16 protein-coding genes and 1 pseudogene are annotated in these 18,639 nt (G+C 42.3%); 10 read left to right on the top strand and 7 right to left on the bottom strand.

Annotated features, from left to right (window positions below):
• The first annotated feature begins 14 nt into the window (after positions 1-14).
• The 4 genes and pseudogenes from JSQ81_RS09985 to JSQ81_RS09970 all read left to right on the top strand — a co-directional run bounded on the left by JSQ81_RS09985 (position 15) and on the right by JSQ81_RS09970 (position 4,276).
• A pseudogene (locus JSQ81_RS09985) lies at positions 15-1,737 on the top strand (ABC transporter ATP-binding protein).
• Positions 1,738-1,760: 23 nt separating this feature from the next.
• A complete protein-coding gene (locus JSQ81_RS09980; protein WP_212607451.1) occupies positions 1,761-2,732 on the top strand; it encodes an ABC transporter ATP-binding protein in 972 nt (323 codons plus the stop codon).
• Positions 2,729-3,370, top strand: coding sequence for an ABC transporter permease (locus JSQ81_RS09975; protein ID WP_212607450.1), 642 nt, complete (start codon positions 2,729-2,731; stop codon positions 3,368-3,370). Before JSQ81_RS09980 ends, JSQ81_RS09975 begins: the two co-directional genes overlap by 4 nt.
• 15 nt (positions 3,371-3,385) lie before the next feature.
• Positions 3,386-4,276: a glycine betaine ABC transporter substrate-binding protein gene (locus JSQ81_RS09970; RefSeq protein ID WP_212607449.1), complete on the top strand. Its 891-nt coding sequence runs from the start codon at positions 3,386-3,388 to the stop codon at positions 4,274-4,276.
• A 390-nt stretch (positions 4,277-4,666) separates the two neighbouring features.
• Here the strand turns inward: JSQ81_RS09970 and JSQ81_RS09965 are convergent, their stop codons facing one another.
• A complete protein-coding gene (locus JSQ81_RS09965) occupies positions 4,667-4,957 on the bottom strand; it encodes a nucleotide pyrophosphohydrolase (protein ID WP_212607448.1) in 291 nt (96 codons plus the stop codon).
• Between the two features lie 93 nt (positions 4,958-5,050).
• Here JSQ81_RS09965 and JSQ81_RS09960 point away from each other — a divergent pair, with 93 nt between their 5' ends.
• From JSQ81_RS09960 to JSQ81_RS09950, 3 genes are all read left to right on the top strand, one after another.
• Positions 5,051-5,641: a DNA-3-methyladenine glycosylase gene (locus tag JSQ81_RS09960; RefSeq protein ID WP_212607447.1), complete on the top strand. Its 591-nt coding sequence runs from the start codon at positions 5,051-5,053 to the stop codon at positions 5,639-5,641.
• Between the two features lie 62 nt (positions 5,642-5,703).
• On the top strand, positions 5,704-6,216 hold the full coding sequence (locus JSQ81_RS09955; RefSeq protein ID WP_212607446.1) for a type 1 glutamine amidotransferase domain-containing protein: 513 nt from the start codon (positions 5,704-5,706) through the stop codon (positions 6,214-6,216).
• 168 nt (positions 6,217-6,384) lie between these two features.
• Complete coding sequence (locus tag JSQ81_RS09950; protein WP_212607445.1) at positions 6,385-7,179, top strand: alpha/beta fold hydrolase; 795 nt, start codon at positions 6,385-6,387, stop codon at positions 7,177-7,179.
• A 16-nt stretch (positions 7,180-7,195) separates the two neighbouring features.
• On the opposite strand, the gene hmpA is transcribed toward JSQ81_RS09950, so the two are convergent.
• Complete coding sequence (gene hmpA, locus JSQ81_RS09945; RefSeq protein WP_212607444.1) at positions 7,196-8,383, bottom strand: NO-inducible flavohemoprotein; 1,188 nt, start codon at positions 8,381-8,383, stop codon at positions 7,196-7,198.
• 162 nt (positions 8,384-8,545) lie between these two features.
• Here hmpA and JSQ81_RS09940 point away from each other — a divergent pair, with 162 nt between their 5' ends.
• Complete coding sequence (locus tag JSQ81_RS09940; protein WP_212607443.1) at positions 8,546-9,037, top strand: RrF2 family transcriptional regulator; 492 nt, start codon at positions 8,546-8,548, stop codon at positions 9,035-9,037.
• Between the two features lie 40 nt (positions 9,038-9,077).
• A complete protein-coding gene (locus JSQ81_RS09935) occupies positions 9,078-10,007 on the top strand; it encodes a manganese-dependent inorganic pyrophosphatase (RefSeq protein ID WP_212607442.1) in 930 nt (309 codons plus the stop codon).
• Between the two features lie 53 nt (positions 10,008-10,060).
• Here the strand turns inward: JSQ81_RS09935 and JSQ81_RS09930 are convergent, their stop codons facing one another.
• From JSQ81_RS09930 to JSQ81_RS09910, 5 genes are all read right to left on the bottom strand, one after another.
• The gene (locus JSQ81_RS09930; RefSeq protein WP_212607441.1) at positions 10,061-11,326 is read right to left on the bottom strand and encodes an exo-beta-N-acetylmuramidase NamZ family protein; all 1,266 of its coding nucleotides are present in this window, start codon (positions 11,324-11,326) and stop codon (positions 10,061-10,063) included.
• Positions 11,327-11,344: 18 nt separating this feature from the next.
• Positions 11,345-13,429 (bottom strand): glycoside hydrolase family 3 protein, encoded by a 2,085-nt coding sequence (locus JSQ81_RS09925; protein ID WP_212607440.1) that lies wholly within the window; start codon positions 13,427-13,429, stop codon positions 11,345-11,347.
• A 20-nt stretch (positions 13,430-13,449) separates the two neighbouring features.
• Positions 13,450-15,159, bottom strand: a complete 1,710-nt coding sequence (locus JSQ81_RS09920) for a serine hydrolase domain-containing protein (RefSeq protein ID WP_212607439.1) — start codon at positions 15,157-15,159, stop codon at positions 13,450-13,452.
• 502 nt (positions 15,160-15,661) lie between these two features.
• Positions 15,662-16,456 (bottom strand): AAA family ATPase, encoded by a 795-nt coding sequence (locus tag JSQ81_RS09915; protein ID WP_249336694.1) that lies wholly within the window; start codon positions 16,454-16,456, stop codon positions 15,662-15,664.
• Positions 16,457-16,495: 39 nt separating this feature from the next.
• Positions 16,496-17,869: an FAD-dependent oxidoreductase gene (locus JSQ81_RS09910; RefSeq protein ID WP_212607438.1), complete on the bottom strand. Its 1,374-nt coding sequence runs from the start codon at positions 17,867-17,869 to the stop codon at positions 16,496-16,498.
• Between the two features lie 95 nt (positions 17,870-17,964).
• On the opposite strand from JSQ81_RS09910, the gene JSQ81_RS09905 reads away from it, so the two are divergent.
• Positions 17,965-18,609, top strand: coding sequence for a DsbA family oxidoreductase (locus JSQ81_RS09905; protein ID WP_212607437.1), 645 nt, complete (start codon positions 17,965-17,967; stop codon positions 18,607-18,609).
• The last annotated feature ends 30 nt before the right edge of the window (positions 18,610-18,639 follow it).

Genomic DNA, 18,639 nt, shown 5'->3' with positions numbered 1-18,639 from the left:
GGGGAAGTGCTAGAATGTCGGAACAACTCAAACCTCGTAAAGAATCCTCTACGAGAAACTTTTTTGCTTTATTGAAAAAGTTGAAATGGCCTATTGGCGTCACAGTCGTTGCACTAATTCTTTCATTGATGACAACAATCGCGGGGTTAGTCATTCCGCTTATCACGAAAACACTTGTGGATACGTTGGCAGATGCATTATTTAATTGGAAAACAGCAGCTTTTTTATTCGTAATCTTTATTGTTCAAGCACTAACCGGCGGCGTTTCTCATTATCTATTGACATATATAGGCGAAACGGTTGTCGCGGATTTGCGCGGCAAGTTGTGGAATAAAGTGCTCCGTCTACCCGTCTCGTATTACGATGCGAATGAAACCGGCGAAACGATGAGCCGGATTACGCAAGATACAACGACACTGAAGGAATTGGTGACGAATCATCTGGTGACTTTCGTATCGGGAGTCATATCGATTGTTGGATCGATAATTATTTTATTTTTCTTGTCCTGGCAAATGACATTAATCATGCTGATCAGTATTCCAATCAGCATGGCGATTATCATTCCGCTCGGTCGCATCATGCATAAAGTTGCCAAGGCGACGCAAGCTGAGATGGCAAAGTTTTCAGGTCATCTAGGGCGTGTCCTTGGCGATATAAGATTAGTAAAAGCATCCCGTGCGGAAAAGACGGAAGCGGAACAAGGGCAAAAAGCAATTCGGTCATTATTTGGATTCGGTTTGAAAGAAGCAAAAATACAAGCTGTAATCTCGCCGATTATGACGTTAACAATGATGAGTATTCTTGTTGTTATTTTAGGATACGGCGGCTCACAAGTATCACGGGGAATTTTATCCGCGGGCACGCTTGTCGCCATTATCTTTTTCATGTTTCAAATTATCGTGCCATTTGCGCAGATGGCGTCGTTTTTCACTTCATTCCAAAAAGCTGTTGGAGCGACAGAGCGCATTCAACATATTATTGTAATGGAAAGTGAAGTCTCAACGGGAGAACAAGTTGTTCCAGAAGGAATCATTACATTCGAAGATGTCCATTTTTCCTATGAATCTGGAAAGGAAGTCCTTAGTGGAATCTCGTTTGAAGCAAATCCCGGAACGGTAACCGCATTGGTAGGACCGAGCGGGGGCGGCAAGACGACGGTGTTTTCATTGCTGGAAAGGTTTTATATGCCGACAAGTGGGGAAGTTTCAATAGGAGGCAAATCGATTCATACGATCGCTTTGTCCGAGTGGCGCGGTAAAATCGGGTATGTTTCGCAGGAAAGCCCATTACTTAGCGGTTCGATTATGGATAATATCGCATACGGACTTGATAAGAGACCGACGACTGAAGAAGTGAGAAGGGCTGCAGAAGCGGCGAATGCACTTGATTTCATCGAAGAGATGCCGGAACAGTTCGAAACGCTTGTCGGCGAACGCGGAATGAAATTATCAGGTGGACAGCGCCAACGCATTGCAATCGCCCGGGCATTACTTTACAATCCCGAAATATTACTTCTCGATGAACAGTGGTTCAGAAACTCATGTTCAAGAGGCGCTCGTTCGTCTTATGGAAGGGCGAACAACGCTTATTATCGCACATAGATTGGCGACTGTAATTCATGCGAATCAGTTGATTTTCCTGGAAAAAGGAAAGGTTACTGGCATAGGGAAGCATGAGGAACTCATTGCAACACATGATTTATACCGTGAATTTGCACAAGGACAAGGACTATTCTAACAATAGTCTATAGGAGTGAAGACGTGATTCGATTCGACAACGTAACAAAAGAGTTTCCAGATGGAACGAAAGCTTTAAACGGAGTTACAGTAACAATCCCTACTCATAAATTAACCGCGATTATCGGTCCGAGCGGTTGTGGAAAAACGACGCTTATGCGGATGATCAATCGACTTGAACTCCCGACATCGGGCGAGATATTTATCGATGAACAGGCAGTCTCCGAAAGAGATGAAGTCGAACTACGCCGTTCAATCGGGTATGTGATTCAACGAATCGGCTTGATTCCGCATATGACAATTGAAGAAAACATTGCGATGGTTCCCGAGATGTTGGGATGGGAAGAAGGCCGGATTTCAGATAGGGTCGATGAATTACTGGAATTGGTCGATTTGGATTCGGAAACATATAGAAGTCGGTATCCCTTTGAATTATCTGGTGGCCAGCAACAGCGAGTCGGGGTAAGCCGCGCATTAGCAAGTGATCCTAATATTATTTTGATGGACGAGCCCTTTTCAGCGCTTGACCCAATTAGCCGAGAGCAACTTCAAGTTGAGTTGCGCAAACTCCAAAAACAAATTAGGAAAACGATTGTGTTTGTCACGCATGATATGGATGAAGCGTTAGAAATTGCCGATGAAATCATCATTATGCGAGAAGGTCAAATTGAACAGATGTCTTCACCAGATGAATTAATTGAACACCAGGCGACAGATTTTGTTCGTGATTTCATCGGTCAAAATCGAATTGCACGTAGACGCGATTTTGGGCATAGACAACTCGGGGAATTCACCGAGCTTTTGGATGAAACCTGGGCAGGCGATAGCTTGAAGGTCGACTCTCTGATAACGGTTCAGGAAGCAATTGATTTACTAGATAATAATTCGAATAGACGTCTTGCAATTATAAGTCAGGGCATGACATTGGGCTATCTCGGACACCATACGCTATTGAAGGCTGCCATGAAGGACCGGGAAGGGGAGCTTTCAGTATGAGTAATTTTTTTGAGACGATTAGCAGCCGTTCAGATTTAATAACGGAAGCATTTCTTCAACATATCTTTTTATCTTTTGTAGCGCTTGCTATCGGAATTCTAATCGCGCTTCCCGCTGGAATCTTGGTCGCCAGGTATCGCCGTTTTGCAGAGCCGATTATTGGCGTGACCGCTGTACTGCAAACAATACCAAGTCTCGCGTTATTCGGATTTTTAGTTCCGCTCATTGGAATAGGATCGAAAACAGCACTTATTGCACTCGTTATTTACGCATTATTACCGATTGTTCGCAATACATATGCCGGGCTGACAGGCGCCGATGAATCGATTATCGAAGCCGGTCGCGGAATGGGGATGACCCCAAATCAAATATTGAAAAAGATTGAAATGCCGATTGCATTGCCGGTCATTATGGCCGGGATTCGAACAGCTACTGTTTTGACTGTCGGAATTGCAACGCTTGCAACCTTTGTTGGAGCAGGCGGATTGGGGGATGTCATTTACAGAGGTCTTCAGTCGTATAACAACGCTTTAGTTCTTGCGGGGGCATTGCCTGTAGCACTCTTGGCAATCGCGTTCGATTTAATCTTGAAATGGGTGGAGAAAAGAGTAACACCAAAAGGTATCAACAACCAATAATATGGGGGTATTCATGTGAAGAAAAGCATTGGGATTATCGTTCTTTCACTAGCACTTTTACTTAGCGCGTGCGGTTCGAAAGATGAGATTGTGATCGGTGGAAAGCCGTGGACAGAGCAATTTATTTTACCGCATATATTAGGTCTTTATATTGAATCGGAAACGGATTACAAGGTGAGGTATGAAGATGGACTCGGTGAAGTCGCCATACTGACGCCTGCCATTCAAAAAGGCGAGATTGATTTATATGTCGAGTACACGGGGACAGGCCTTAAAGATGTATTAAAGGAAGAGTCGAAGGCCGGCGAGAGTTCTGAAAGCGTATTTGACCGTGTGAAAAAGGGTTACGAAGATAAGTTCGAAGTCACATGGTTGGAGCCGCTCGGGTTTGAAAACGGGTATACACTTGCCTACACGAAAGATAAATCCTATGATTCGGCCACTTATTCAGAGCTTGCGAAGAAATCTTCTAAAGAAGATATGGTATTCGGAGCGCCGCACGCCTTTTACGAGCGAAAAGGTGACGGGTATGATGATTTAGTCGATGCTTACCCATTTTCGTTTTCGGATGCCAAAAGTTTAGATCCGAATGTGATGTATGAAGCGGTGAAGAATGGCGATGTCGATGTGATTCCAGCTTTTACAACGGATAGCAGAATTCAGCTTTTCGACTTGGCAACGACAAAAGATGATTTAGGCTTTTTCCCGAAATACGACGCAGCACCTGTTGTTCGTCAAGACACGCTCAAAAAGTTCCCGGAGCTAGAAAAGGTTTTAAACAATCTGGCAGGGAAAATTTCAGAGGAAGATATGTTGAAAATGAATTCCCGTGTGGATTTGGATAAAGAAAAGCCGCAAGATGTAGCGAGGGAGTTTTTGATTGAAAAGGGATTGATTGAGGAATAAAATACCGGTAACTAATGGAGTTGCTACTATATCTTTAGCGATTACTTGAAGTATTCATTATTCGAGTAATCGTTTTTTATTTGATCCGTTGATTTCCATTCCGGGCGGACGCTTTCCACTCCAATCAACTAATTTCATTAATAAAGAGTGTTATTTAGTGTGATTGAATACATTGAGTCGCTTGAATATCAGTTTTTCCGCAGGTAAAAGGTCCCAACTTGCAAGCAAAATCATTTGAGTGCAAGCAAATGGCATATGAGTGCAATTAAAACCCATCGGAGTGCAAGCAAACCCCTTAAATCTGCAAGCAAATTACCAACGACGACAAAAAACAAAAAAGCCGTCTATCTAGACGACTTTCACCTCACTATTTATACAAAAACCTAATTATCAAACAGGAAACCGCTCCTCATTCTTCTCAATCTTCTTCCGTGCTTCTTCTTTCAAATCAATCCCAAGCAAATCTGCAAACTGCAACAAATAAATAAAGACGTCTGCAGCTTCTTCAGCAATTTCTTGCTTATTAGTCGCGAGCGCTTCTTCGGCTGATTGCCACTGGAAATGTTCGAGTAATTCACTGGCTTCGAGTGAAATGGATATGGCGAGATTTCGTGCATCGTGATTTCCGTCCCAGTTGCGCGCCTTGGTAAATTGTATAATATCCTTTTGCAGTCGTTCCATGAAGGCATCACTCGCTTTTCTTTTTACTTAATTATACCGTGTTAGTAAGTCAAAATGAAGGGAATAATAGCGAATGGAAGGGGACGATTATGTATGTATACACCAGTCGATAAATCATTTTTCGAATCACCCGGATTAGAACTTGCGAAACAATTATTAGGACAATATATCGTTCACGAACAACCTTCAGGCCTATTAGTCGGAAGAATCGTTGAAACAGAAGCCTATCAAGGACCAGAAGATCAAGCTGCCCACAGTTTCAACAATCGAAGAACCAAAAGAACGGAAATCATGTTCGGAAGTCCGGGGCTCGTTTATACTTACCAAATGCATACCCATACACTTATTAATGTCGTTGCCGGCCCAGTCGGCACGCCGCACGCAATTCTTATCCGCGCGGTTGAACCGGTTCTCGGTCATGAAGTAATGCGTAAAAATCGCGGAGAGCATATGAAAGAAATCGATTGGACGAATGGTCCAGGTAAATTGACGAAAGCCATGAACATCTCCATGGACTATTACGGCCATCATTGGTCGCACGAACCGCTCTTCATTGCCGAAGGAAAGAATGTCGAGGAAATCGTAGCCGGTCCGAGAGTCGGAATCGGAAATTCCGGAGAAGCGGTCCATTATCCTTGGCGATTTTATGACAAGGACAGTCCGTACGTTTCGAAGTACCGCTAAGTTTTCTTATATGCAAATAGGGTAAACAAGTAGTATAACGAACAAAGGAGTGTCTGAATTACATGGCTAAAATCGCAACACTAATCACAAATGAATTTGAAGACTCGGAGTTTACAGTACCGAAAAAAGCATTTGAAGACGCTGGACATGAAGTTGTAACGATTGAAAAAGAATCAGGCGTGGAAATCACGGGTAAAAAAGGAGAATCGCTCACAGTGGATCAAGGCATCGATGACGTGAAACCTGAGGATTTCGATGCGTTACTTTTACCTGGCGGATTTTCACCGGACATCTTACGTGCAGATGATCGCTTCGTAGAATTTACAAAGGCATTTATGGATGACAAAAAACCTGTATTCGCAATTTGCCATGGACCTCAACTATTAATCTCGGCTAAATCGCTTGAAGGAAGACATGCAACAGGATACAAATCCATTAAAGTCGATATGGAATACGCGGGTGTCAACTACTTAGATCAAGAAGTAGTTGTTTGCCAAGACCAACTCGTGACAAGCCGAACGCCAGATGATATGCCTGCATTCAATCGCGAATCACTAAAATTACTAGAAAAATAACACTTTCAAAAAATAATAATTACCAGCAGAAGGTCAGGAAACTGGCCTTCTTTCAGTTTGAATAAACCCCTTAGTTATGATAAATTAAAGTAGTGTCATCTGAAAATAACTACTAAACTTTAATCAAATTAATTTATAATGAATATCAATAGTCTAGGGGGGGAAATTATGCTTCATTATCGAACTTACGAAGTTGGCCAAGATGCACCATGGGTTACTTTTGTACACGGGGCAGGCGGCAGTTCTTCGACTTGGTTTAAACAAATTCGTGAATTTAGAAAAGAACATAACGTCCTTCTTATTGATCTGCGCGGGCATGGAAAATCTGAAGGTGGTCGCTGGAAAAAAGGCGATACTTTTTTAGATATATCAAAAGAAGTCATTGACGTTTTAGATGAATTGAATGTAGAAAAAACACATGTTATCGGCATGTCGCTCGGGACAATCGTTGCCCAAACGATGGCAGATAACTATCCAGATCGTGTAAAGTCGCTTATCCTCGGCGGCGCGATTATCCGTTTTGATATTCGAACGAAACTATTATTATGGATCGGCCGTGCTACAAAACGCTTCGTACCTTATATGTTCCTCTATAAATTATTCGCCTATATCATCATGCCGCGGAAGCAACATGAAGAATCACGCCTGGCTTTCGTCAATGAGGCGAAAAAAATGTATCAGAAAGAATTCATTAAATGGTTTTCTTTAACGAAGCTTATCAATCCTTATTTAACACGTCTTCAGACTTCAACGACGGACATTCCGACACTTTTTCTCATGGGGGACGAAGATTATTTATTCATCCCGCCGATTGAAGAAGCGGTTCGGAAAAGCGAAGTGTTTGAATTCATCAAGATTAAAAATTGCGGGCATGTCTGCAATATCGAACAGCCTGAAATCTTCAACAAACTTTCAATCGACTATATTTCCAAAATTGAACAAACAAAAGCCGTTCCCGGGTAAGGGAACGGCTTTTGTATTAAGCATTAACGAGTTCAAGTTCTACAGCTGGACCGAAGAATTCGAAATGGACTTTCTCTTCCGGAATTCCAAGGTCATGTAAACTGCTAATGACAGCTTGCATGAATGGAACTGGTCCGCACACATAAATATCACTGCCATCAAGGACATGTTCAGCTAAGAATTCACGTGTGATGAAGCCATCTCCTTCTTCCGAATAAAGAGCCTCGTACGCTGAATTCGGCATAGATGCATTTAATTCGACTAAGCGCTCATGGAAGGCTTGGTGTTTTCGAGTTCGTGCTGAATGGAGAAACGTCACAGGGCGATCCGGTGAATCTTTCGCAATTGTTTCAAACATGCTCATCATTGGCGTAATTCCTACACCGCCGCTAATAAGTGTGACAGGCATCGAACTTTCTGTATCCAAATAGAAGTCGCCAGTCGGCACGCTGATTTCAACTGTATCCCCGATGTTTACATGATTATGAAGGAATACAGATACTTTTCCGTTTGGCTCAATTTCATCTTCCCGTTTAACCGAGATTCGATAAACATCACCAGTTGATGCTTGAGACAGGCTGTATTGGCGATTAAATGTATTCGTTTCGCCTGGAATATCGAAGCGAATCGTTAAGTATTGACCCGGTTTGTAAGAAGGAAGTTTTTTACCGTCCGCCGCTTCCAAATAAAATGATGTGATGACATCACTTTCAACGACTTTATTGACAATGGTAAAGTCTTTAAACGTTCTCCAACCGCCGTCAAGTTCTTCAGCTTCGTCATACATGTCTTTTTCGAGTCCGATAAAGACATCCGCAATCACACCGTATGCTTCTCCCCACGCCTCGATAATCTCAGGCGTAGCAGCATCTCCGAGAACTTCTTTAATCGCGCCTAAAAGGTGATGTCCGACAATCGGATACTGATCTTCTGTAATTCCAAGTGATTTATGCTTGTGTGCAATTTGAATAACCGCCGGTAAAATAGCGCCGAGATTATCAATATTTGCCGCTGCCGCATAAACAGCGTTTGCCAGGGCAGTTTGTTGACGACCTTGGGATTGGTTAACGTGATTGAAAACATTTAATAGCTCTGGGTGAGCTTCAAACATATTTTTGTAAAAGACAGTTGTTATTGATTTTCCATGTTGCTCCAGTACGGGAACCGTAGATTTAATAATGTTAATTGTTTCTTGTGAGAGCATGGTAACACGTCCTTTCAGTTGATAACCTAAGAATAACGCAGATGGAATTTTAAAGCTATATAAAATATATAACTTTAGAAAGTGTTGCTTTTTTGGTCACATTTCTTTCACGTGACTGACACAAAAGGTATAATGGGCTAGGAAAGTGCGGTGAAATAAAAGATGCGTTTAACGATGTACACGGATTTTTCCTTACGTGTTCTTTTATATATAGGAATAAAGGGTAAAAATGAATTATCGACTGTTCAAGAAATATCAGATGCGTATGGTATTTCAAAAAATCATTTAACGAAAGTCGCTCATGAATTGGGAAAGCATGGTTTAATTGAAACTGTGCGTGGTCGCGGTGGGGGCATTCGATTAAATTTGGAGCCAAGCGATATAAATATCGGAGAAGTTGTACGGAAAACAGAAGATGATTTTCATCTTGTCGAGTGTTTTAACTGCGAGTTGAATAAATGCGTGATTACGCCCGCTTGCAGATTAAAAGGTGTTTTGCATGAAGCGCTCGCTGCTTATTTTAAAGTACTGGATAGTTACACACTGGCAGACTTTGTGGAAAATAACGATGGGCTAAGAGCAATTCTCTTTAATGAAAGCGTGCAGAATACATCAGTGGATAAAAGTATCACGCTAGAGGATACCCCATTGTGATAATATATATGTGACGATAGACAATCAGGAGGAATTTTACATGGAAAAAGTTTTAGTTTTTGGACATAAAAACCCGGATACGGATACAATCACCTCAGCAATTAGCTATGCATACCTTAAAAAACAATTGGGCATGAATGCGGAGGCGGTTCGTCTTGGCGAAGTTACAGGCGAGACGGCGTTTGCACTCGACCACTTCGGCTTTGATGCACCACGTTTAATCAAACTAGCGGCACCAGAAGCGTCAAAAGTAATATTGGTCGATCATAATGAAAAACAACAAAGTGTGGACGATCTTGACGAAGTTCAAGTCATTGAAGTTATCGATCACCACCGTATTGCAAACTTTGAAACGAGCGATCCGCTCTATTATCGCGCTGAACCTGTAGGCTGCACAGCGACGATTTTGAATAAATTATTTAAAGAAAACGGCGTAGAAATACCTAAAAATATCGCGGGACTTATGCTTTCCGCTTTAATTTCAGATTCACTATTGTTTAAATCGCCAACGTTTACAGAAGAAGACCGTTTAGCAGTGGAAGAATTAACGGCAATCGCTGAGGTTGATGCGGACGCATACGGGCTTGAAATGTTGAAAGCCGGTGCGGATTTAAGCGATAAAACGATTGCAGATCTCATTTCGCTAGATGCCAAAGAATTCACATTGGATGACGGCTTAAAAATTGAAATTGCACAAGTGAATGCAGTGGATATCGAAGAAGTCATGGAAAAACAACCGGAGTTGGAAGCGGCAATCGATGCGGTAATCGCGGCCAAAGATCTTGGGTTATTCCTATTTGTCGTAACCGACATCATCAACAACGATTCCATCGTCCTAGCACTAGGCAAGGAAGCAAACCGCGCGGGCGCAGCATTCGACGTCTCGCTAATGAATAACACAGCGACATTAAAAGGTGTCGTGTCACGGAAAAAACAAATTGTTCCGGTATTGACGGACGCATTGAAATAAGATAATAAAAATAAGAAAAGAGACAACCTGACTCGGTTGTCTCTTTTCCAATTTCAATAGAGTAAAAAACCTTTACGTAACTGTTCAAACTCTTTCAGATCATCTTCCCATTGTTGCTCGATTGATTTGATTGATTCTCCATTTTTAATCGCGTCCATTACCCAGCCGTTTCCGATCAGGTTATCGAAAAATGAAATGCCTGCACTATTTCTGGCTCTGAATTCAAAGTCATTCGGATACATATCGTGAAGTGTTTTTACGATATGCAGTCCTGTTACAATCGGGTCATACGGTTGCTTGTTTGTCACGTGAATTTGAACCCCATGGCTTAATTTTCCGCTATGCTTTGAAAATGTCGGCGTAAAGGATGCTGCACGGAATGTTACCCCGGGCAAATTCAATTCATTTAATGTTGCAGCGAATTCAGTGCTATTGACAAACGGAGCGCCGATTAATTCAAACGGTTTAGTCGTTCCGCGTCCTTCTGAAACGTTTGTACCTTCAATTAAAGCAGCGCCTGGATAGACCAACGCTGTCTCAAATGTTGGCATATTCGGTGATGGCATGACAAATTCCAATGGCGTGTCATGGTAATACATATTGCGTTTCCAGCCATTCATTTGGACTACAGTCAAATCAGCGCCGATTTCAAATTCTTCATTAAACAATGTTGCCAATTCGCCAACGGTCATGCCATGGCGCAGCGGGATAGGATAATTCCCTACAAAAGAAGCATAGTCAGGGTCAAGCACTGGTCCTTCAACTTTCTGTCCGCCCAATGGGTTTGGACGGTCAAGTACGATAAATGGAATATCGTTTTCCTGTGCTGCCTCCATCGCATACGCCATCGTGTAAATGTATGTGTAGAAACGCGTTCCTACATCCTGGATATCAAAGAGGAGAACATCAATATTTTCAAGCATTTCAGGTGTTGGCTTTCTTGTTTGTCCATATAGACTGTAAACAGGCAAACCTGTTTCTTCATCAATATAATACTCGACATAGGAACCGGCCTGCGCATCGCCGCGGACACCATGTTCAGGGCCGTATAATGCAGTTAATTCAACGTCGGGATCATTGAATAGCAGGTCAACAATACTGTTCAGGTCTTGATCGACTCCTGTTGGATTTGTGATCAAACCAACACGTTTCCCTTTGATCAAATCCTTTTGCTCATCCAGCAGAACCTCGACACCTAGTTTGAATTCATTTGAATTCCCCTTATCATTCTTTCCGTTGTTCCCCTTATCCGCAAAAGCTACGGTAAGGGAACTGAGCACCAATAGAAATGCAAACAGTGTGACAACCGTTTTCCTCATATTTCATTCCACCCCTTTTTAGTATGAAAGTCCATGACCATAATCATATAAAACGCCGCCGTTCTGACCCGGAATGGTTACTGGAAGCAGTCCTGTAGGATTGTTTTCGCCAAACAACGTTGCAGCGGTAGCCTTGAAGCTGGCATCCCTGAATCCATACTGTGCCAAATAAGCATCAATGTCAGGGAAGGCCATAATGTCATATGGATTACGTATGCCAACACCGATGACAGGTGCATCAGCTAGTTCGATCAGCTGATTGACCAAACGCATTTGTGCACTGTTAGGATCGCGTGCGCTGACGGTTGATGTATTCGTTCTGACAATGACTGCGCTTGCATCCTGTAATTGTTGGAGCTGTGCATCCGTTAACGGTCCTGAAGCCTTGATAAGAACCGTATTCCCATGGTGAATTTTTACTGAGTTATACAGATCCTCAATATACGTATTACCTACAACAACAATTTTTTCGTTGTCCGCAACGTTCAACGGAAGTGCATGATCATTTTTAACAAGTGTGATTGAGCGATTGGCTGCATCAGCTTCGACTTGCTTATGTGCATCGGATCCAACAACGGCTTCGGCATTGGCTACTACATCTTCGATAGGCTGAGGGTTTTCGGCCTTTACAATGTCGCGTCCAATTTTTAACGTCATGATTCGTTTTACCGATTCTTCAATGCGTTCTTCACTGATTTCACCCGTTTCAACAGCCAGTAGTAAACCATCAACAACAGCTTCTAATTCTACAGGCATTAATATGATGTCTGTCCCTGCTTTAACAGAACGGATAACCGCATCAACTGAACCGAAGTGATCGGCAATCGCCAACATATTCAATGCATCGGTAATGATAACCCCTTCGTAGCCCATTTCTTCGCGCATCAATTCGGTTAGAACCTTATATGACAGCGTGGCTGGCAAAGAAATTTCGGTACCATCTTTTTTGGAAATCACTTTTGTATCGTCAATTTTCGGAAACGTAACATGTGCAGTCATGATTGCATCAATGTTTGCTTCCATTGCTTTTTGGAATGGATAAAGCTCCACTTCCATCAGTCGTTCTTTATCATGCGGAACTTCCGGTAATCCAAGATGCGAATCGACTGCCGTATCTCCGTGACCCGGGAAGTGCTTTGCAGTAGCTGCAACACCAGTGCTTTGGAGACCTTTCGTATAGGCAACACCTAATTCCGCCACCAATTCCGGCGATTCGCCAAAGGATCTGACACCGATTACCGGGTTATCTGAATTGTTATTGACATCCAAAACAGGTGCAAGATTCATATTGATCCCAAGTGCATTTAATTCTTCTCCAATGACTTGTCCAACATCATGGGCAATTTCAGGGGAGCGCATTGCCCCGAGTGCCATATTGCCAGGCATGTCCGTACCTGATTGAAGGCGTGTTACAATGCCGCCCTCCTGGTCAATTGTCATCAGAAGCCCATATTTTTCGGTAGCTTCTTGATATTCTGCTACAAGTCTTGCTGTTTGTTCGGTTGTCACAACATTTTCCCGGAATAAAATAACGCCGCCAAGATGGTACTCTTGAATCAACTGTTCAATCTCCGGAAGCATTTTCGTTACATTTTGACCATTCCAGTTCCTGAAATCAGGCATCAGCATCTGGCCGATTTTTTCATTCAATGTCATGCCATTGATTGCATGATCGATGACATTGTAGCGATCACCTTTTTCTTTGACCACTTGATGTTTAATGGATTCATTCGCTTTGTAGTGAACGGCGATTTCATCGGTAAACTCGCCATTCGTCACAGTGATAAACGATCGTCCGTTTTGTCCTGTAAATGTTACGACACCGTCTTCATTAACAGATGCCACATTTTTATTCTTGGAATGCCATGTCAAATCTTCGGATGTCGTTTTAAAATGTCCGTCATCATATAGATGCAGGACTTTAAGTTCGATTTGGTTATTTTCCACTTCAATCGTTGCCTCAGGAATGTTTTGAAAAATGATCAAGTCCTTCACATGATCACCAGCTTCCGCTTTAACGACATTCCCCGTGGAGCCAAAAGGACTGATCAGCAATGCAACTATCGCTACCAAAATAAATGGCGTTTTTCGAAATAAATTCAATTCTTTACCTCCTTGAATTTTTAGTAATTACGTTTCGTCCAGCCGTCACCGCTTACATCAAGTGGCAAGTTTTCATTTGATTGCCCTGTAAGCTTGAGATTGGCTACGTACCAGCCACGCCCATTATTATAAGTGTCTGTATCATATCGAAAGCGAATGTGGGTAGTGCCTGCAGGTATACGTGCTTCATCGGATTGCCAATCACCGTTGCTGCCTGTATATGGATCCACGACAGTATTCCAATTTACGCCATCACTCGATACCTCAACAACACCAAAGTCATAGCCTTGTTCTGTTCGGTACCATGTGTCGAATGAAAGTGTCGCATCCGTTTCCAGATCGACTTCTGCAGTTAGGGTTCTGTCTAAAAGGCCACCGTATCCGGAGAACCATGCGCCTTCTTTTTTGTTCGGCATAGAAACAGGGATGGCATCGGCAACCTGCCCGGCGAACTGGCGTCTGGCCGGGTTGGTTGAGACGGTTGCACGAGTCGGATGAACACGATTTGTCAATAATATAGCGATTGTATCGTTGTTTTTATTGATAACGATCGATGTTCCCGTATAACCAGTATGTCCAAGTGTGGAAGCTTCTGATAATCCATCCATATACCATATTTGTGAAAGCTCCCATCCTAAGCCGTGGTCGTTTCCAGGGAATTCAGGTATTTGATTTTCAACCAATAATTGAACTGTTTCAGGCTGAAGTAGTTGTTTGCCGCCATAACGGCCATCATTTACATACATATGTGCAAGTTTCGCCAAATCATTTGCGGTGGAGAAAACCCCGGCATGTCCGGCAACCCCGTCAAGTGACCATGCATTTTCATCATGGACTTCGCCCCATACAAGTCCTCTGTTTATCCCGGGCTGATATTCTGTCGCAGCGATTCGATTTTTCAGTTTTTCAGAAGGGTTGTACATCGTATCCTTCATATTGAGTGGTCCAGTAATATTTTCTTTTATATATTCATCCAGACCCTTGCCGGAAATTCGTTCAATAATTTCTCCTAAAGTAATCATGTTCAAATCGCTATATGTGTATTTCGTTCCTGGTGAATTCGCCAATGGATATTGAAACACGTACTGCATGCGGTCTTCCCGGTTTTCGCCAATCGTGTACAAGGGAACCCAAGCAGTAAAACCTGATGTATGTGTCATTAATTGGCGGATTGTTACATCGCCTTTACCATTTTGCGCAAACTCGGGTATATAGGTTGCCACTGGATCATCCAATTCAAAATGACCCTCTTCATAAAGCATCATTGCGGCAGTCGTTGTAAAAATTTTACTGATAGAAGCCAGGTCGAATATTGTATCCTTATCCATGGAGATGGGGTTATCAACTTCTGTGCCGTTGTCATCTTGATACAACACGGCATGGCCATAAGCTTCATTTTGAACAATATGGCCGCGCCTTGCCACAAACGTTACAGCACCGGGCATTATTCCATCTTCAATCATCTCATCCATAACTGTATCAATCTCCAGTAACGGTCCTTCTATCATGCCGGCACCTTTAGCTGAGCCGGGATGAAGAACCGGGGATACTGGACCAGAATTCCCCCAAGAAAATTCAGGATGTGGATTTGATGTTGCTACCTTGTTTTCTTGCTTTTCCATTGAACTATGAATCTTCCCATCTTCGGCATTTGTCGCGGTCCCCGTATTAAATAGTAATGTAGTCGTTAAAACCGCAGCCATCGAAACATACATTGCATTGCGTCGCATACGTCTCCTCCTAACTAGTTTTAATAGAATAAACAAAAAAATGAAAAATCTTACAACACATTAAAGATATAGGATAGTAAAAAAACTGTCTATGCCACTTGAGAACTGTAATTTGTAAATAGTAGTGAAATTATGATTTAAAAGTACCGGGTGTAATGACATATGTACAACTTTGAAAAGAAGCCGAGAAGGTGGGCGTATCAAGGGTTTGAGGGGATATTATCTTTGCGAGATAAATAAAGCGAAGTTTCATAATATAATAAAAACATTGAAACGAAATTTCAAGTGTTATGTAAATTCAGAGGACGTACTCAATTATTACCTTATCAAGGGACCGAACTAGAATTACCATGCGAAAGTACAAATCAAACAAAAAAATTTACTCTGGAAAAATATCCAGAATAAACAAAAGTACTTACTTATTTAATTACACATTCATTTTTTTAACTCTATATTTATCACTTTATTTAATGACGAAACTATAAGATCTAGTGATTATTATTCAATCCAACAAATGCCGCAAATACCTCCCAGGTTCATTCAAAAAGTTCCTTGTTAGCTGAACATGTTCAATCTCATCAAACGAACGACTAACAAGTTCGCCGTCCTGGATTTCATATAAATCCGCGCCGGGATAGGCCATGAGAATCGGTGAGTGGGTCGAAATCAAAAACTTAGCCCCTTCGTTCGCCATATCATGCAGCATGGCAAGCAGACTCAGTTGCCTATTTGGCGACAACGGTGCCTCAGGCTCATCAAGTATGTAGAAGCCATCGGGTTTAAACCGCGCTTGAAATAAATCAAGAAAGCTTTCGCCGTGGGATCTTTTATCAAGACCTTCGCCGTACAAATGACGAAGTTCATAATAAGTGCGGGCATAGGGCAATACTTCAAGACTATTTGGGTCGCGTTTTTTAATTTCTTCCATCGTAATTCGTGCCTCTTCACGAATATTTGCGAGACTGCGTGTGTATGTAATGAAATCAGAGGCTCTGAAGAAGAAACCATTTCCTGTTTTCACAGACCATATTAGTTTTAATTCATCCGCTAATTCAAATGCCGGGGAAAAAGAACGATCCATTTCCATATGCTCTCCGCTAATCAAAATACTTCCAGCGGCAGCCGCGATTCCTTCGAGGAGCGTCGTTTTGCCGCTACCATTATCGCCCGCAATAATTGTCACGGGAGCAGTCAAATGTAGCGAGTCAAAGTTTTTAACAACTTCAGGATTGAACGGGTAACGGTCTTCTGTTGACCAGCGAATACGCTTTATTTCTCGTAATGTCAGTGGAAACACCCCTTTACGATAGTATACCGCAAAGGGGAAATGAATAGTTTAAAGATTTAGAGGTTTTGTCGCGGGGCCTTCGAGAACTGAACCGTCTTTTCTAAAGCGTGAACCGTGACACGGGCAATCCCATGTTTCTTCAGCATTATTCCACCGTGTTCTACATCCCATATGTGTACAAATCGGTGCTTCCCGCCTTGTAATATGGCCAATCGTGAATTCTTTTGTGACTAGCCCCGTTAATTTTAAGGCTTGAAGCACAAATGCCCCGAATCCAGTACGACTTGGCGCGAATAGGGGAGTCGCACGGTTCTTTTTCCCGGCAATTTGATCGCTAATAATTCTCGCGCAAGCTAACGAGTTTGAAAGTCCCCATTTTCTGTACCCCGTACTTATATAGATATGTGGCATACTTGAAGAAATGATTCCAGCATAGGGAATAATGTCAGGTGTCTCGGGATCTTGGGCTGACCAACCCAATTTGGATCTGGAAAGTTTAAAAGTATCCGCCATATCATCATATAAACGAATGTAATGCGCTTCCGTATTTTCTTTCATTCCCGCGGGATGGCTCGCACCTGATAATAGAATATAAATTTTCCCATCAATTTTCGCAGTTCGAACAGATCTTTTCGGCGAATCAACAGAAATATACTGCCCTTGTAATGCCATATCAGCTTCGGCAGAAACGATATAAGAACGATCAACCGCTAACTTCATAACTTGGACACCCCGCAACGCTTCAATGGGGTAATGCGTACATAAAACAAGTTCATTAAAATGAACTGTATTACCGGTTTTAGTCGTCAGGTATTTATTATTGAAATCCATATCGATGACATCTGTATTTTCAAAAGTTCGTGCACCGGCTTCGACAGCTAATCGGGCCAACTTCTGTCCAAATCGTACGGGATGTATTTGGCTTTCATTTTTCAAAGTCAGCGTTGCGTCAAAGGAAACTGGAAGCTCTGAATTTCTGCCGAGCTCCCCAGGAATGCCGATTTCCTGATAAGCATCAAATTCTCTTCGAAGCTCCTGGGTACCGAAATTAGATTGCGAATAAAGAATGGAATCCGCAGTTCTTAATTCGTCATCCGAGGCGATTGATTGTCCGAAATGAACGGCCTCTTTATTCACTTCGTAATATAGCTTTGCTCCGTCTAGTCCAAACTTTTTTAATAAATTCGCATAAACGATATTATGTTGGGCGGTCAGTTTACCTGTGGAATTTCCCGTCGCGCCTTCCAAAATTAAGTTTTTCTCTAGAAGAATGACATCTTTTCCTTCCTTTGCGAGAAAGTAAGCATTCGCGATTCCGCTTAAACCGCCACCCACAATGCAAACATCGCAATGTAGATTTTCCTCGAGTGAAGGGTAATCGTCGCGGGGATAGGCAGTTCGTAGCCATAATGATTGAGACATCCAAAAAAGCCTCCTTTTTGAACTTATGGTGTAGGCATATACATTGTTACCTAATTTCAAAGAATTTATGATAAATAAAAGGAGAGGTGTTCAAGATGAAAATTGAAATATGGTCCGATTACGTTTGTCCTTTTTGTTATATCGGCAAACGCAGATTTGAAGAAGCCTTGGAGAAAACGGGTCTAGGAGAAAAGATAGAAGTTGTTTTCAAAGCATACGAACTCGGTCCAAATGCTCCAGCGACATCCGATGAAACAATGCAAGAATCCCTTGCTGGAAAATATAATATTAGTGTAGATGAAGCGAAAGGAATGACCGATAATGTTGTCGTACAAGCTGAATCTGTTGGTCTAAAGTATAATTTCGACACGATGCATCCAGCGAATACATTCAATGCTCATCGCCTAGCAAAACTTGCAGAGCAAGAGGGGCTTGGAGAAGAAATGACTGAGCAATTACTGCAAGCGTATTTTATTGAGGCAAAACGAATAGGCTTGGATGAGGTACTTATCGACATTTGTGAAGAGGTAGGCATTTCAAAAGAACGAGCGGAGGAAGTCCTTAAATCGGAGGAGTTCGCAGATGATGTGAAGGCGGACATTACCGAAGCAGGACAAATCGGCGTTCAAGGCGTTCCATTTTTCGTCATTAATCGTAAATATGCGATATCTGGTGCACAACCCGCTGAAACTTTTGCCGAGGCGCTTCAAAAAGTTGCCGAGGAAGAAGGCATTCAATAATTGTGACAAATAAAAACGGACATGTGGTTT

Source organism: Sporosarcina sp. Marseille-Q4063, from assembly GCF_018309085.1.
Taxonomy (GTDB): domain Bacteria; phylum Bacillota; class Bacilli; order Bacillales_A; family Planococcaceae; genus Sporosarcina.
The sequence above is the reverse complement of the archived record's forward strand: the minus strand, read 5'-3'. Positions and strand labels throughout refer to the sequence as shown.